Genomic DNA, 14,098 nt, shown 5'->3' with positions numbered 1-14,098 from the left:
TCGCTCAGGAAGCGAGCAGCCGCCCGAGATGGTGTCCGACCGCGGCGGTCTCGATCAGGAAGCCGTCGTGCCCGAAGTCGCTCGTCAGCACCACGGCCTCGGCGCCGTCCAGGGTGTGGCGGATGCCGTGGGCGATGCGGTGCTGTCCGTCGACCGGGAACAGCCGATCGCTGTCGATGCCCAGCACGAGGGTGCGCGCCGTGACGCGTGCGAGCGCCTCCTCGACGCCGCCGCGGTCGCGCCCCACATCGTGGGAGTTCATGGCCTCGACGAGCGTGACGTAGCTGTTGGCGTCGAAGCGCCGCGTGAACTTGTTGCCGTGGAAGTCGAGGTACGACTCGACGGCGAAGCGCCCGCCGTGCCCGAGGGGCGAGACGTCGGACTGCCACGACCGCTGGAACCTCTGGTTGAGCTCGATCGGGCTGCGGTAGTTCAGCAGCGCCATGCGACGGGCCAGGGCGAGTCCGCGATGGGGCCCGTCGCCGTCGGCCAGGTCGTAGTACTCGCCGCCCTGGAAGCGCGGGTCCATGCGGATGGTCTCGAGCTGGACCGTGTTGAGGGCGATCTGGTCGGCCGTCGTCACCGGGGGAGACGACAGCACGGCGAGACGCTCGACGCGCTCGGGGTGCTCCACTCCCCATTCGAGTGCGTGCATCCCGCCCATCGAACCGCCGATCACAGCCGCCCAGGTATCGATACCGAGCGCGTCGGCGAGCCGTACCTGCGCTGCGACCTGGTCGCGGATCGTGAGATACGGGAATCGCGAGGCCCACTCGTAGCCGTTCGGGGCGATGCTGGCCGGGCCCGTCGAACCCTGGCATCCGCCGAGCATGTTGGGGGCGATCACGAACCAGCGATCGGTGTCGAGGGGAGCGCCAGGGCCGACGATGTCCTCCCACCATCCCGCGGTGGGATGCCCCGCGCCGGCCTCGCCGCGGACGTGACTGTCGCCCGTCAGCGCGTGCAGCACGAGGATCGCGTTGTCGCGTGCGGCGTTCAGCTCGCCCCAGGACTCGAACGCGAGTCGGATGCCGGGGAGTTCGGCGCCGCTCTCGGTCGCGAACGCCCCGAATGCGGCGAACCGGCGTCCGCCGAGCGGGTCGCCGTCTCGCCATCCGCCGGTCGCCGGTGGTCGGGCCCGCAGAAGGCGCACATCGGCCTCCGTCACGGGCGCCGAGGGCACCGTGTCCTCCGAGGTCGTCTGCCAGTCCATGCATCCATTCTCCCGTGGGCGGCGGCTCGGATGCCGAACGTTACGGACCTCCGGGAGCGTCGCTCAGAGACCGAAGCTCGTCACGGTCGCCAAGTGGTCGCTGTTGCCCGCGCGGACCGTGGTCGAGGTCAGCACGTCGAGGCCGCGCGCGAAAACATGGTCGATGCGGGTGAGCGGCAGCCCGGCGGGCCAGGTGAACCCGAGCGATCCGTCGGTCGGGCGCACCCAGTCGAGTCTGGCACGCAGGTCGGCGAGTGCGGGGTCGGCCGAGGCGGCGTTGAAGTCGCCCACCACGACGACCGACGATGCGGGGTCGGCGGCGACCGCGTCGGCGATCCCGGACAACATGGTGTCGCGCCCCTGCTGGTGGCCGGGACGGACGGATGCCGCATGCATGACGTACACCGCGACCTCGGCCTCGGGCGTCTCCACAGTGACGCGCATCGCGCGCTTCCAATCGAGCCCGAGCGTGAGGGCCTCGGCGTCGCCGATCGGATAGCGGCTCCACATGCCGACCGTGCCCACCGCGTAGGAGTGGGGGTAGTCGCCGGCGAGGGCGTCGCGCGCGGCGGCGAGGCTCTCGGCGTCCAGCTCGGTCAGGGCGATCACATCGGCGCCGGTCGCGGCGAGCTCCTGAGCGGAGGCAGCTGCTCCGCCGGAGTGCGCGCGGACGTTCTGGCTCACGATCTGCAGTGTCGTCGCATCCGAGGCGGTGGCCGCTGCGAACCCGGGAGCGGACGGGCCCATGGCGAGCGCCCACACGACGACCGGCACCAGGAGCAGCAGCAGCACACGCCGCGCCCGGACGAGAGCGAGCACGACGAGGGCGAGCAGGATGAGGCCGATCCAGGGGAGGGCGACGGATGCCGCGGTGCCGACGATGCCGGGAACCCACGAGGCGACCACGAGCAGCAGGAGCACGAGCGCGATCACGGCGATCACCCGGGCGGTGGTCGAGCGACGGGACGGCCGGGACGCGCGGGACCTGGACGGCTGCGGGTGTGCGACGACGGTCATCGGGGCTCCTCGTGGGCGGCCTCCCATTCTCGTCGGAACGCCTGTGCGTGCGCCGAGCGCTGTGCGGCCGCGTGCTCCGTCCGAATACGACGAAGCGCCCCGGGCGGTGCCGGGGCGCTTCGTGCCGAACGGGCGCTGTCAGGCGCGCGCGGCCTCCGAGACGCGACGTGCGGCCGCGAGGGCCTGGTCGAGGTCGGCCTTGAGGTCGTCGATGTTCTCGATGCCGACGGACAGGCGCACGAGACCGGGCGTGACGCCGGCCGTGAGCTGCTGCTCGGGCGTCAACTGGGCGTGCGTGGTCGACGCGGGGTGGATGACGAGCGAGCGCACGTCGCCGATGTTCGCCAGGTGGCTGAACAGCGACAGGCTGTTGACGAACTCGCGTCCGGCCTCCACGCCGCCCTTGAGCTCGAACGACAGCACCGCGCCGACGCCCTGGGGGGCGTACTTGTTCGCAGCCGCGTACCACGGCGAGGACGGCAGGCCAGAGTAGTTCACGCTCGCGACGTCGTCGCGGCCGTCGAGCCACTCCGCGATGTCTTGAGCGTTCTGCACGTGGCGCTCGATGCGCAGCGACAGCGTCTCGATGCCCTGGATGAGGTTCCACGCGCTCTGCGGTGCGATGGACGAGCCGAGGTCGCGGAGCAGCTGCACGCGCGCCTTGATGATGTACGCGAGAGGGTCGCCCACGGCCGTCGTGTAGCTGGCTCCGTGGTACGAGGGGTCGGGCTCGGTGAGGCCGGGGAACTTCTCGACGTTCTTCGACCATTCGAACGTGCCGCCGTCGATGATCACGCCGCCGATCGTGGTGCCGTGTCCGCCGAGGAACTTCGTGACGGAGTGCACGACGACGTCGGCACCGTGCTCGAACGGGCGGATCAGGTACGGGGTCGCGATCGTGTTGTCGACGATGAGCGGGACGCCGGACTCGTGCGCGACGTCGGCGACGGTGCGGATGTCGAGGATGTTGATCTGCGGATTGCCGATGGTCTCCGCGAAGAACAGCTTGGTGTTCGGCCGGACGGCGCGGCGCCACTCCTCGGGGTCGTCCTGATTCTCGACGAACGTGACCTCGATGCCGAGTTTCGCGAGCGTGTACTTGAAGAGGTTGTAGGTGCCGCCGTAGATCGAGCTCGACGAGACGAAGTGGTCGCCGGCCTGCGCGATGTTCAGCACGGCGAACGTCGAAGCCGCCTGGCCGCTGGAGAGCACCAGCGCGCCTGTTCCGCCCTCGAGCGCCGCGAGTCGCTGCTCCAGCACGTCCTGGGTCGGGTTCTGGATACGCGTGTAGATGTTGCCGAACTCCGCGAGCGCGAAGAGGTTCGCGGCGTGGTCGGCGCTGTCGAACACGTAGGACGTGGTCTGGTAGATCGGCGTCGCACGGGCCTTGGTGACGGGGTCGGGTGCGGCTCCGGAGTGGATCTGCTTGGTCTCGAAACGCCAGGTCTCGGGTGCGGACATGTTGTTCCCCCTGGAACGGTCGAAAGGTCGAAGCGGCGGATGCCTTGCAGTGACAGTACGGAATACTGCTGGGTGTCAACAACGGGTGGGAAATGTGACGTAACACCGCGATGTTCGGCCCACGGCGATCGGATCGCCTGGATCGGTGCGTTTGACCCTCTCACTGTGTCATGGTCGAGTGTGGTCTCCATCATGTACACCATCGGAGAGTTCGCCGCCCTGGGACGGGTGAGCGTGCGCATGCTGCGGCACTACGACGCGATCGGCCTCCTCACCCCGGCGCGGGTGGACGTCCGCACCGGCTACCGCTCCTACGCGATCGACCAGCTGCCCCTGCTGCTGCGGATCGTGGAGCTGCGGGAACTCGGCGTCGGGCTCGAGCACATCGGGGAGCTGGCGGATGCCGAGGATCAGGATGCCGTACTGCGCATCCTGCTCGTCGCGCGTCGCCACGATCTCGAGTCGTCGATCGCCGCCGATCGTCTGCGCATCGCCCGGATCGAGCGACGCCTCCGCCACCTCGAAGGAGACATCATGTCCGACGTCGTCTACAAGCCGCTGGCGCCCGTCACCGTCTACGCCGTCCACGGCGTCGCGCCGGGAATGGGGCCAGAGAACGTCAGCCCGCTCATCGGCCCGCTCATCGAGGGGCTCGATCGAGCGCTCGAGGCGGCCGGTCGACCGCTCCTCGAGCCGGGGATCTTCTGGTACGGATCAGAGGGGGAGGAGGGGGTCGATGTGCACGTCTCGTACACCGCGGAAGCCGATCCCGTCGCCGGTGAGGGCTACGACGTCGTCGAACTCCCGGCGGTTCCCACGGCAGCCACCCTGCAGCACCGGGGCGATATGACCGGCATCGGGGAATCCTGGTCGACGCTGATGCAGAAGCTCGTCGCCGACGGCTATCGCGTGGTCGGCGACACTCGGGAGGTCTACCTCGAGGCCGAGGGGCACGAACCCGGCCCGGACTGGCTGACCGAGCTCCAGGCGCCCGTCGAGCGGGCCTGACCCGCTGAGGTCGGAGGCGAGACGGCCGGATGCGGCAGCGCGGCCTCCGACCGACCCGGTCAGCCCTCGTCGAGAAGCGTCGCAGCCCACCGTCGGGCGACGGCGAAGGGCTCGTCGAAGGTCGCCATGCCGACCGTCACGATGGCGCCCTCGTAGAGCAGCATCATCGCCTCGGCCATCCGGGCGGGGTCCTGCACGCCCGCCTCGGCGCAGAGCTCGGCGAACAGGGCGAGCAGCCACGCCTTCTGACGGGTGACCTCGGGGAACACGGGATGATCGCCGTTGCCCTCTCCGACCTCGGCGCGGGCGTTGATGGCGCTGCAGCCCTTGGGGCTGTTCTCGTCCGACCAGGAGAGGGCGGCGTCGAAGACGGCCAGCACCCGCTCGGGCTTCGTGATCCCCGCGTTCGCGACGGTCGACGTGTCGCCGCTCACCCTGCTCGTCTGGCGCTTCGTCCCCCTCGCCCTTGTCCTCGTCGTCCTCGTCCTCTCCTCGGGCAGAGCGCGGAGCACCGGCATCCGCGATCTCGGGATCCAGGCGATGATCGGTCTCTTCGCCCAGTTCGGCTACTGTCTCGCCGTCTACGGCGCGGTCGCGGCCGGCATCGCCACCGGCACCGTCGCCCTGATCGATGCCGTCCAGCCCCTCATCGTCGCTGTGCTCGCAGGACCGGTGCTCGGACTGCGGGTCCGCGGATCGCAGTGGGTCGGCCTGGCGATCGGCGCGGTCGGGGTGCTGCTCGTCGTGCGCTCCCAGTTCGGATCGGCGGGAGCCGCCCCGGTGGCCTACGCCCTGCCCGCTCTCGCGATGGCCTGCCTGATCGTCGGCACGCTCCTGCAGCGCAAGTACGCGGTCGAGACGCCCGTGATGGTGACGCTCGCCGTGCACGTCGCCGTGAGCGCGCTGCTGCTGCTCCTGATCGCCGCGCTCACCGGCACGATCGCTCCGCCCTCATCGGCGTCGTTCTGGCTCGCGGTCGTGCTCACCGCCGTGTTCCCCACTCTCGCCGCGTACGGGCTCTACTGGTGGCTGCTGCGTCGGGTGGGCATCACCGTGCTCCAGGCACTGCTGTTCCTCATCGCGCCCGCGACCTCGCTCGCCGGTGCGCTGCTGCTGCACGAACCGCTCACGGCCGAGACTCTGATCGGCTTCGTGCTGTGCGGCCTCGGAGTCGCCGTGGTGCTGCTGGTCGAGAGGTCCTCGAACCGCGACCGCGCCCGGGCTCGTGCTTCCGAGGACCGCGTCGAGACCTGAGCGGAGCCGCTTCAGCGGGTCACGCGCTCCTGTCGCGCTCGCGCGGTATACGGCGTCGCTACGCGGAGCATCGTACGGTGGGGGTATGAGCGACAGGCGTGCAGTGGTGACCGGTGCGAGTTCGGGGATCGGGGAGGCGACGGTGCGCGCACTGCGCGCCCGGGGCTGGGATGTCGTCGGCGTCGCGCGACGCGAGGAGCGGTTGGCTGCACTCGTCGCGGAGACCGGCGCCTCGGCCATCGCGTGCGACCTGACGAACGAGGCGGCAGTGGCAGCCCTCGTCGAGGAGCTCGACGCCACCGGACCCGTGCACGCGCTCGTGCAGGTCGCCGGTGGAGCCCGTGGCACCGACCGCGTGGAGGACGGCTCGATCGCGGACTGGCAGTGGATGTTCGACGCCAACGTGCTGGCCACGCAACGCCTCGTCGCGGGTCTCCTTCCCCTGCTCCGCCGCGCCGCGGCCGCGGACGGTCATGCCGACACGCTGTTCGTGACCTCCACCGCGGCGCAGGTCGCCTACCCGGGAGGCGCCGGCTACAACGCCGCGAAGGCCGCCGAGTCGATGCTCGTGCATGCGCTGCGCCTCGAGCTCAACGGCGAGCCGATCCGTGTCGCCGAAGTGGCGCCGGGACTCGTGCACACCGAGGAGTTCACGCTCAACCGCCTGGGTGGCGACAAGGCCGCGGCGGAGGCCGTGTACTCGGGCGTCGAGGCACCACTGCTCGCGGAGGACGTCGCCGACGTGATCGGCTACGCGCTCGAGGCCCCCGGCCACGTCAACCTCGACCTCATCACGATGCGACCGGTCGCGCAGTCCGCGAACCATCTGCTCGCACGCGGGCCGCTCCGCGTCCGCGCGGTCGAGTGACGATGCCGCCGCGCACGCTCGCGGAGCTCGCCTCCGACGGACTGATCGACCCCGGTTGGGCCGAGGCGCTCGCACCGGTGCAGGATACGATCGCGGCGATCGGCGATCGGCTGCGTGCCGAGCAGGCGGAGGGGCGAGGCTACCTGCCCGCCGGCGAGAACGTCCTCCGCGCGTTCCAGCGACCGCTCGCCGACGTGAAGGTGCTCATCACCGGACAGGACCCGTATCCGACGCCCGGACATCCCATCGGACTGTCGTTCGCGGTGGATCCGGCCGTGCGCCCCCTGCCTCGGAGCCTCGGCAACATCTACCGGGAACGGGAGAGCGACCTCGGCATCCCTCCCGCCCCGCACGGCGACCTCACCGCCTGGAGCGACCAGGGCGTGCTGCTGCTGAACCGTGTGCTGACGGTGCGTCCGGGGGAGGCGGCCTCGCACCGCGGCTGGGGCTGGGAGAAGGTCACGGAGCTCGCGATCCGCACGCTCGTCGCCCGCGACCGGCCGCTCGTCGCGATCCTGTGGGGCAGGGATGCCGCGAACCTGCAGCCGATGCTCGGCTCGACGCCCGTGATCGCCTCCGCGCATCCCTCGCCGCTGTCGGCGAGTAGGGGCTTCTTCGGATCGCGCCCGTTCTCGCGCGCCAACGCGCTGCTCGAGGGACTCGGCGCCGACCCCGTCGACTGGAGGGTCGCGGGTGAGCGCTCGCCGGAGTGAGCGCTTGCCGCCATCCCGGGAGCGCGCCCTAAGCTGAGCGCATGCAGTTCGAGCCCGGTGACCGCCGTCGTGTTCTGCCGCGCCATCTGCGCCCCGCCTCTGCTCCCGAGGTGTTCTCGTACTCGATCCGTCCGGTGCGCCCCGGCGATCTCCCGCACGTGCGGGAGATCTACAACCACTTCGTGAGCAACTCCGTGGTCACCCTCGACGAACGGCGCAGCAGCATCCCGTACTGGCGCGAGAAGTTCGCGCTTCTCAGCCGACTCGGACTGCCGTTCCTCGTAGCCGTGTCACCGTCGGGCGCTGTGCTGGGATACGCGCTCGCTCAGCCCTGGGCGGGGAAGAACGCCTATCGGTACACGGTCGAGGACTCGATCTATCTCGGACCCGGGGCAGGCGGCAAGGGGCTCGGGGGAGTGCTGCTGCAGTCGCTCATCGACGAGTGCGAGCAGCTCGGCATCCGCGAGATGGTCGCCGTGATCAGCGACACCAAGGCGGAGGCGTCTATCCGCCTGCACGCGCGGCTGGGCTTCGTCGAAGCCGGGCGCATGGGGCGGGTGGGACACAAGTTCGGACGCGACCTCGGCACGGTCTACATGCGCAAGGCACTGCGTCCGAGCCGGAAGCGCCGGTTCTTCGGCGCCGGCCGCTGATCCTCACTCTCCACGCGCGGGGATCACCGGGATCGCCGCCAGCAGCGTCTTCGTGTACTCCTGCGTCGGTCGCTGCAGGACCTCGTCCGTGGTGCCGCGCTCGACGACGTGCCCGTCCGTCATGACGACGACCGTGTCGCACAGATTCTGCACCACGCCGATGTCGTGCGAGACGAGCAGCAGCGTCAGCTCGGTCGTGCGGCGCAGCTCGATCAGCAGATCGAGGATCTGCGCGCGCACCGTGACGTCCAGTGCGGAGAGCGGCTCATCGCCCACGAGGATCCGCGGACGGTGCACGATCGCGCGCGCGAGGGCGATGCGCTGGCGCTGCCCGCCGGAGAACTCGTGCGGGTACCGCTCGGCCATCTCGGGTTCGAGGCCCACCTGAGCGAGCACCTCGCGCACCCGCGCCCGGCGGTCGCCCTCGATGCCCAGAGCCCACAACGGCTCGCCGATGATGCGGCCGGCCGTCATCCGCGGATCCAGGGAGGCATAGGGGTCCTGGAACACCAGGCCGGTCTCCCGCCGCAGCCAGTGCAGGGATCGCGCGGGCGCTGAGGCATCGACGGCGCGCCCGTCGATCGCGACCGTGCCCGCGGACGGCCGGTCGAGGCCGAGCAGCAGCCGGACGAGCGTGGACTTGCCCGAGCCGGACTCGCCGATGATGCCGAGCGCGGCGCCCGCCTGCACATCGAGGTCGGTGGGCGCGAGCGCCGTCTGGTGGCGCGTGCGCTCGAATGCCGCACGCTTCGGGACGACGAAGTCGCGGCTCAGACCGCGCGCCTCGATCAGACTCATGCGCGGCCCCCCTCCGGACGCCACAGGGTCGCGGTGGCGTCCCGCAGCAGTCCCTGCGTGACCGGCGACGTGGGAGCCGTGAGCAGTTCTCGCACCGGGGCCGACTCGACGACCTTCCCGTCCTCGAGCACGACGCCGTGCGTGGCGACCTGCGCGAGCACGGCCAGGTCATGGGTGATGAACAGGAGCGACATCCCGTGCTCTTCGACCAGGGAGAGCAGGAGCGTCAGTATCTCCGCCTGGATCGTGACGTCGAGTGCGGTGGTCGGCTCGTCGGCGATCAGGAGCTGCGGGCGGCACGCGAGAGCCATGGCGATCGCCACGCGCTGTCTCTGACCGCCCGAGAGCTGGTGCGGGTACCGGTCCACGATCGACGAGGGGTCCGGCAGGCGGACGCGGGACGCCTCCTCGACCGCGCGCTGCCGGGCCGCGCGACGACCGAGTCCCTCGTGGATGCGCACGGACTCGGCGATCTGCCGTCCCACTGTGCGGATCGGGTTGAGCGCGGTACGCGGTTCCTGGAACACGATCCCCATCTCGTCGCCACGGAGTCGAGCGAGCTCGCGATCCGGCATCCCGATCAGTTCGGTGCCGTGCCAGCGGATGCTGCCGCTCGCGACGGCGCCCTCGGGGAGCAGGCCGAGGATCGCGAGGGCCGTCAGCGACTTACCAGAGCCGGACTCCCCGATCAGCCCGAGCCGCGCGGCGTCGGGCACCTCGAAGGACACGCCGTCGACGACGCGACGCCCGTCGATCTCGATCACGAGACCGTCCACGACGAGGCTCATGCGACCACCGCCGGGGTGTGCGTCTGGGCTGCGCGATGACGCAGTGTCGGATCCGTCGCCTCGCGCAGCGCGTCGCCGAGGAGGTTGAGAGCGAGCACCGTGACCGTGATCGCGAGGCCGGGCCAGATCACCGAGAGCGGATGCACGCCGATGTAGCGCTGCAGGTCGGCCAGCAGCAGGCCCCAACTCGGGTCGACGACCGAGGCTCCGAAACCGAGGTACGACAGGCCGGCCTCGGCCAGCACCGCCACGGCCATCGACCACGACAGCTGGACGATGAACACCGGCGCGACGTTCGGCAGGAGATGGCGCGTCAGATTCTGCCCGGTCGTGAGACCCGAGGCGCGCGCAGCGAGGACGAAGTCGCTCTGCTGCACGCGACGCAGCTCCGGGCGGGTGACACGCGCGATGTTGACGCCGAAGCCTATGCCGACGGCCCAGATCACGACCCACAGCGAGCCGCCCCACACCGAGGAGATCATCATCGCGATGAGGAGCACCGGAAACGCGATGAGGATGTCGACGAGCACAGCCACGGTCTCCCGGAGCCAGCGAGCGGTGAGGGCGCCGAGAGACGCGAGAGCGATGCCGACGGCCGTGGCCACGAGGCCCGCGCCGACGCTCACGAACACCGTGGTGCGCGCTCCGGCCATGAGAAGGCTGAGGATGTCGCGGCCGGTGTCATCGGTACCGAGGAGATGGGGCCAGCTGGGCGTCGCCCAGCGAGAGGCGAGGTCGGAGTCCTGCGGGTCGAACGGCGTCCAGACGAGAGAGACGAGGGCGGCGACGGCGACCACGGCGATGACGATCAGGCCGAAGCGACCCGTGGCGCCGCCCCACAGGCGGATGAGCCAACCGGGCATCATGCCTCCCTCTGGCGCGGGTCGATCGCGCGGTGGATCAGATCGACGAGGAACCCTACGACGAGCACGAAGCCCGTGAGCACGAGCAGCTCGCTCTGCACCTTCATGAGATCCCTCGTTCCGACGTCGGTCACGAGCATCCTGCCGATGCCGGGAAGCGTGAAGAGCTGCTCGATCACGACCGATCCGACGATGATGCCCGCGACCTGGAGTCCCAGCACCGTGACGATCGAGAGGCCCACGGCGGGGATGCCGTGCGAGAGGAGCGCACGTGTGCGGGTGAGGCCCTTCGCCGCGGCCGTGCGGACGAAGTCCTGTCCGGCGGCCTGCAGGGTGGCGCTGCGCACGAAGCGCATGAGCATGGCCCCCTCGACCACGCCGATCGTGAGCGCGGGGAGCAGCAGCGACTCGATGGCTCGGTCCGGCGTGCTCCAGCCCGTGCGCGGGAAGCCCTGCGGCGGCAGCCATCCGAGCCAGACGGAGAACACGACGATCAGCATCATCCCCGCCCAGACCACGGGCACCGCGGCGAGGGCCTGCGCCCCGACACTCAGCACGGTGCCGCCAGGGCGGCCGCGGCGCAGTGCGGCGAGGATGCCGAAGGGGACGGCGATCAGCACGGCGATCAGCAGAGACATGATCCCGAGCGGCACGGTCACCTGAGCCTTCTCGACGAGCTCCTCGCCGACCGACGCGCCGGACAGCAGCGAGGTGCCGAGGTCGCCGCGGAAGATCCCTCCGATCCACTCGGCGTACTGCGCCGGCAGTGGACGGTTCAGTCCGAGGGACTCGCGGAGCGCCTCGACCTCGGCGGGCGAGGCCTGGGTGCCCGCGATCAACTGCGCCACGTCACCGGGGAACACCCGCAGCGTGAGGAAGATCAGCACGCTCGACACGAGGAGTCCCGCGATGAGCAGGACTCCTCGGACGAGCGCGTAGCGGATCACGACGTGTGCGCCGCGATCAGTTCTCGGTGGCGACCGTGACCCCGGCCAGGTCGATGCGCGAGTTGATCGAGTCCTGAGGGAAGCCGCTCACGAGCGGGCTCACCGCCGTGATGGTCGCGCCGTTGTACAGCCAATCGGCCGCATGGTCTTCAGAGACGATGCGAGCGGCCTGGGCGAGCAGCTTCGCGGAGGCATCGGGGTCGACCTCCGACAGCGCCTCCGCGTACAGGGACTGCACCTCGGCGTTGTCGTATCCGAAGTAGTACTCGGGGTTCGCGAAGTTGCCGAAGTCACGGGGCTCGACGTGCAGCACGAAGCTCAGATCGTAGTCGTGGTTCGTGTAGACGTCCTCGAGCCAGGTCGGGAACTCGACGGCGTCGACGGTGAGCGTCACGCCGACCTTCTTGAAGTCGGAGATCAGGACCTTCGGCACGGTGGTCCCGTAGAAGCTGGGGATGGTGAGAGTGAGCTCGAGGTCCTCCTGGCCCGCCTCGGCGAGCAGTTCCTTGGCCTTCTCGGGATCGTAGGAGATCACGTCGGACAGGTCCTCGTACCCGGGGTCGAGCTCGGGGATCGGACCGTAGAGCGTGGATCCGGCCCCCACGGCCTGCACGAGCGACTCGTGGTCGATCGCGAGTCGCAGCGCCTCGCGGACCCGGACGTCGTCGAGCGGGGCCTTGGCGTTGTTGAACGCGAGGGTCGCCTTGTCGGTGGTGCGGCCGGTCGTGAGGGTGAAGTCTCCGGAGTCCTCCAGCTGAGGTGCGAGGTTCGGGTCGACCGCGGTGAGCACCTGCACTCCGCCGTCGAGCGCCGTGTTCACGCCGGCCGTGAAGTCGGGGATGTACTGGAACTCGACCGAGGCGACGCCCGCCTTCTCACCCCAGTACGCGTCGTTCCGCGCGAACGTGATGGTGCTGCCCTTGCTCCAGCGCGTCAGCGTGAACGGACCGGTGCCGTTCTCGGCTGTCTTCAGATCGGTCGTGTCGCCGGTCTGGAAGACGAGACCGGCGGGTCCCGTGAGCGAGAACAGGAAGTTCTGGTTCGGCTCCGTGAGCACGATCTGGACCGTTGCGGGGTCCGGCGCCGTGATCGACGCGACCGAGGCGAACTCGGCGTTGCCCTGGAGCGTCGTGTCAGTGCGGACGGCTTCGTACGACGACACGACGTCGGCCGAGGTGAGTGCGGTGCCGTTGTGGAACGCGATGCCGTCGTTGAGCGTGAAGGTGTAGGTCAGTCCGTCGTCGGACATCTCGTAGTCCGAGGCGAGACGCGGCACGATCTCGTTGTCCTCGGTGCGGCTCACGAGGCCTTCGTAGATGTTGTCGATGAGGATCTGCTCGATCGCGGCGCCGCTCGTGTGCCGGATGTCGAGGTTGGTGGGCTCGAGGACGAGTCCGACCTGGAGTGTGGCGTCGGGGTCGGGTTCACCGGTGGGCGCCGTGGTCTCGGGCGCAGCGGTGCCCGTGCAGGCGCTGAGGATGATCGCGCTCGCGGCGATCGCGGAGATCAGCGCGAACCGCCTGGTACGTCGGGACATTGTCGGGTGTTTCCTCTCGGTGCGGCAGGTGCTGTGTGCCGGTGGGACGAGCCTAGGGATGAGCGGGGCGGGCCGGGGCGGGTGTGGAACGGAACGTCACATTCCCGCGGAGGCGTGAGCGGAGGCGACGAGCTCGGCGAGCGGTGCCGGCGCCGTCTCCTGTGCATTGTGGGTCGCGTCGAGTACGACGACACGGGCGTCGGGGAGGCGTCGGGCGAACTCCTCCGCATCGGCGGAGGAGACGAAGCCGTGCAGCGCCCGGACCAGAGTGATCGGCGCGGCGGTGGTGGTGAGATCGTCCCACCCCGAGGCGCTGAGGACAGAGGGTGCGGCCGCGTCGCCCGCGTGATGCGCCTCGAGCGTCTGCGCGGCCAGGTGCGCGAAATGATGCTTCCACTCGACGCGTCCGTCGGCCCGGATACGCGTGTTGTGGAACACGCCGCGCTCGGTATCCGGACGGGCGCCGCCGAACCCGAAGGCGATCGCCCGGTCGACGAGCTCGTCCCGGCTCGCGAAGTCGGTCGGGCCGGCGTAGAACTCCCGCAGTGCGGCGGGACCGGCGGAGGTGTCGATCCCGGGGGTGATGTCGACCACGATCAGCTCGGCGACGAGGTCGGGGCGGGTCGCTGCGAGTGCCGCGCCGGTCAGGCCGCCCAGGGACTGACCGACCACGACCTGCGAGGAGTCGGTCCAGGCGTCGAGCGCTGCCGCGACGTCGCCGGCGAGTGCACGGGGCGTGTAGTCGAGGTCATCCCGCCAGGACGAGTCGCCGTGGCCGGGGAGATCGAGGACGAGCGCGGACTGTCCGAGCGCGAGGACGGTCGTGTCCCAGGTGTGCGCGTTGAGACCGGCGCCGTGGAGCAGCGTGATCCTCGGGGAGGACGAGCCGAAACGCAGGGCGCTGAGCGTCCGGCCGTCCTCGAGGGCGAACGTGAGCCGTTCGACGGGTGGGACGGGTACGCCCATCGCCTCCGCCTG

The 14,098-nt window shown here is 70.2% G+C and carries 15 protein-coding genes; 5 read left to right on the top strand and 10 right to left on the bottom strand.

What is annotated here, in order from left to right:
• Positions 1-4 precede the first annotated feature (4 nt).
• The 3 genes from metX to MRBLMX7_RS03425 form a co-directional block, all read right to left on the bottom strand.
• A complete protein-coding gene (metX, locus tag MRBLMX7_RS03435) occupies positions 5-1,213 on the bottom strand; it encodes a homoserine O-acetyltransferase MetX (protein ID WP_363366212.1) in 1,209 nt (402 codons plus the stop codon).
• 63 nt (positions 1,214-1,276) lie between these two features.
• A complete protein-coding gene (locus MRBLMX7_RS03430) occupies positions 1,277-2,230 on the bottom strand; it encodes an endonuclease/exonuclease/phosphatase family protein (protein WP_363366211.1) in 954 nt (317 codons plus the stop codon).
• Positions 2,231-2,368: 138 nt separating this feature from the next.
• Positions 2,369-3,691 carry a bifunctional o-acetylhomoserine/o-acetylserine sulfhydrylase gene (locus tag MRBLMX7_RS03425; RefSeq protein ID WP_050721324.1) on the bottom strand — a complete coding sequence of 441 codons (1,323 nt, stop codon included), beginning with the start codon at positions 3,689-3,691 and terminating at the stop codon, positions 2,369-2,371.
• A 192-nt stretch (positions 3,692-3,883) separates the two neighbouring features.
• Between MRBLMX7_RS03425 and MRBLMX7_RS03420 the strand changes: the two genes are divergently transcribed.
• Positions 3,884-4,699 (top strand): MerR family transcriptional regulator, encoded by an 816-nt coding sequence (locus MRBLMX7_RS03420; protein ID WP_363366210.1) that lies wholly within the window; start codon positions 3,884-3,886, stop codon positions 4,697-4,699.
• Between the two features lie 59 nt (positions 4,700-4,758).
• Here MRBLMX7_RS03420 and MRBLMX7_RS03415 read toward each other — a convergent pair whose 3' ends face one another.
• A complete protein-coding gene (locus MRBLMX7_RS03415) occupies positions 4,759-5,133 on the bottom strand; it encodes a hypothetical protein (protein WP_363366209.1) in 375 nt (124 codons plus the stop codon).
• Here MRBLMX7_RS03415 and MRBLMX7_RS03410 point away from each other — a divergent pair.
• The 4 genes from MRBLMX7_RS03410 to MRBLMX7_RS03395 all read left to right on the top strand — a co-directional run bounded on the left by MRBLMX7_RS03410 (position 5,120) and on the right by MRBLMX7_RS03395 (position 8,187).
• Positions 5,120-5,953, top strand: coding sequence for a DMT family transporter (locus MRBLMX7_RS03410; RefSeq protein WP_363366208.1), 834 nt, complete (start codon positions 5,120-5,122; stop codon positions 5,951-5,953). The two genes, MRBLMX7_RS03415 and MRBLMX7_RS03410, sit on opposite strands and share 14 nt — an antisense overlap.
• 85 nt (positions 5,954-6,038) lie before the next feature.
• Positions 6,039-6,821 carry an SDR family oxidoreductase gene (locus MRBLMX7_RS03405; protein ID WP_363366207.1) on the top strand — a complete coding sequence of 261 codons (783 nt, stop codon included), beginning with the start codon at positions 6,039-6,041 and terminating at the stop codon, positions 6,819-6,821.
• Between the two features lie 2 nt (positions 6,822-6,823).
• Entirely contained in the window at positions 6,824-7,534 is a 711-nt protein-coding gene (locus MRBLMX7_RS03400; protein ID WP_363366206.1) for a uracil-DNA glycosylase, read from the top strand.
• A gap of 41 nt (positions 7,535-7,575) precedes the next feature.
• Positions 7,576-8,187: a GNAT family N-acetyltransferase gene (locus MRBLMX7_RS03395; RefSeq protein ID WP_363366205.1), complete on the top strand. Its 612-nt coding sequence runs from the start codon at positions 7,576-7,578 to the stop codon at positions 8,185-8,187.
• 3 nt (positions 8,188-8,190) lie between these two features.
• Here MRBLMX7_RS03395 and MRBLMX7_RS03390 read toward each other — a convergent pair whose 3' ends face one another.
• The 6 genes from MRBLMX7_RS03390 to MRBLMX7_RS03365 form a co-directional block, all read right to left on the bottom strand.
• Positions 8,191-8,985: an ABC transporter ATP-binding protein gene (locus MRBLMX7_RS03390; protein WP_363366204.1), complete on the bottom strand. Its 795-nt coding sequence runs from the start codon at positions 8,983-8,985 to the stop codon at positions 8,191-8,193.
• On the bottom strand, positions 8,982-9,773 hold the full coding sequence (locus tag MRBLMX7_RS03385) for an ABC transporter ATP-binding protein (RefSeq protein WP_363366203.1): 792 nt from the start codon (positions 9,771-9,773) through the stop codon (positions 8,982-8,984). The genes MRBLMX7_RS03390 and MRBLMX7_RS03385 overlap by 4 nt, the downstream gene beginning before the upstream one ends.
• The gene (locus MRBLMX7_RS03380) at positions 9,770-10,639 is read right to left on the bottom strand and encodes an ABC transporter permease (protein WP_363366202.1); all 870 of its coding nucleotides are present in this window, start codon (positions 10,637-10,639) and stop codon (positions 9,770-9,772) included. The genes MRBLMX7_RS03385 and MRBLMX7_RS03380 overlap by 4 nt, the downstream gene beginning before the upstream one ends.
• On the bottom strand, positions 10,636-11,583 hold the full coding sequence (locus tag MRBLMX7_RS03375) for an ABC transporter permease (protein ID WP_363366201.1): 948 nt from the start codon (positions 11,581-11,583) through the stop codon (positions 10,636-10,638). The genes MRBLMX7_RS03380 and MRBLMX7_RS03375 overlap by 4 nt, the downstream gene beginning before the upstream one ends.
• Before the next feature lie 16 nt (positions 11,584-11,599).
• The gene (locus MRBLMX7_RS03370) at positions 11,600-13,120 is read right to left on the bottom strand and encodes an ABC transporter substrate-binding protein (protein WP_363366200.1); all 1,521 of its coding nucleotides are present in this window, start codon (positions 13,118-13,120) and stop codon (positions 11,600-11,602) included.
• A gap of 96 nt (positions 13,121-13,216) precedes the next feature.
• The gene (locus tag MRBLMX7_RS03365; protein ID WP_363370780.1) at positions 13,217-14,086 is read right to left on the bottom strand and encodes an alpha/beta fold hydrolase; all 870 of its coding nucleotides are present in this window, start codon (positions 14,084-14,086) and stop codon (positions 13,217-13,219) included.
• Between the last annotated feature and the right edge of the window lie 12 nt (positions 14,087-14,098).

This window comes from Microbacterium sp. LMX7-1.2, assembly GCF_040675935.1.
Classification (GTDB): Bacteria; Actinomycetota; Actinomycetes; order Actinomycetales; family Microbacteriaceae; genus Microbacterium.
Note: the sequence above shows the minus strand (reverse complement) of the source record. Positions and strands in the feature narration are given on the sequence as shown.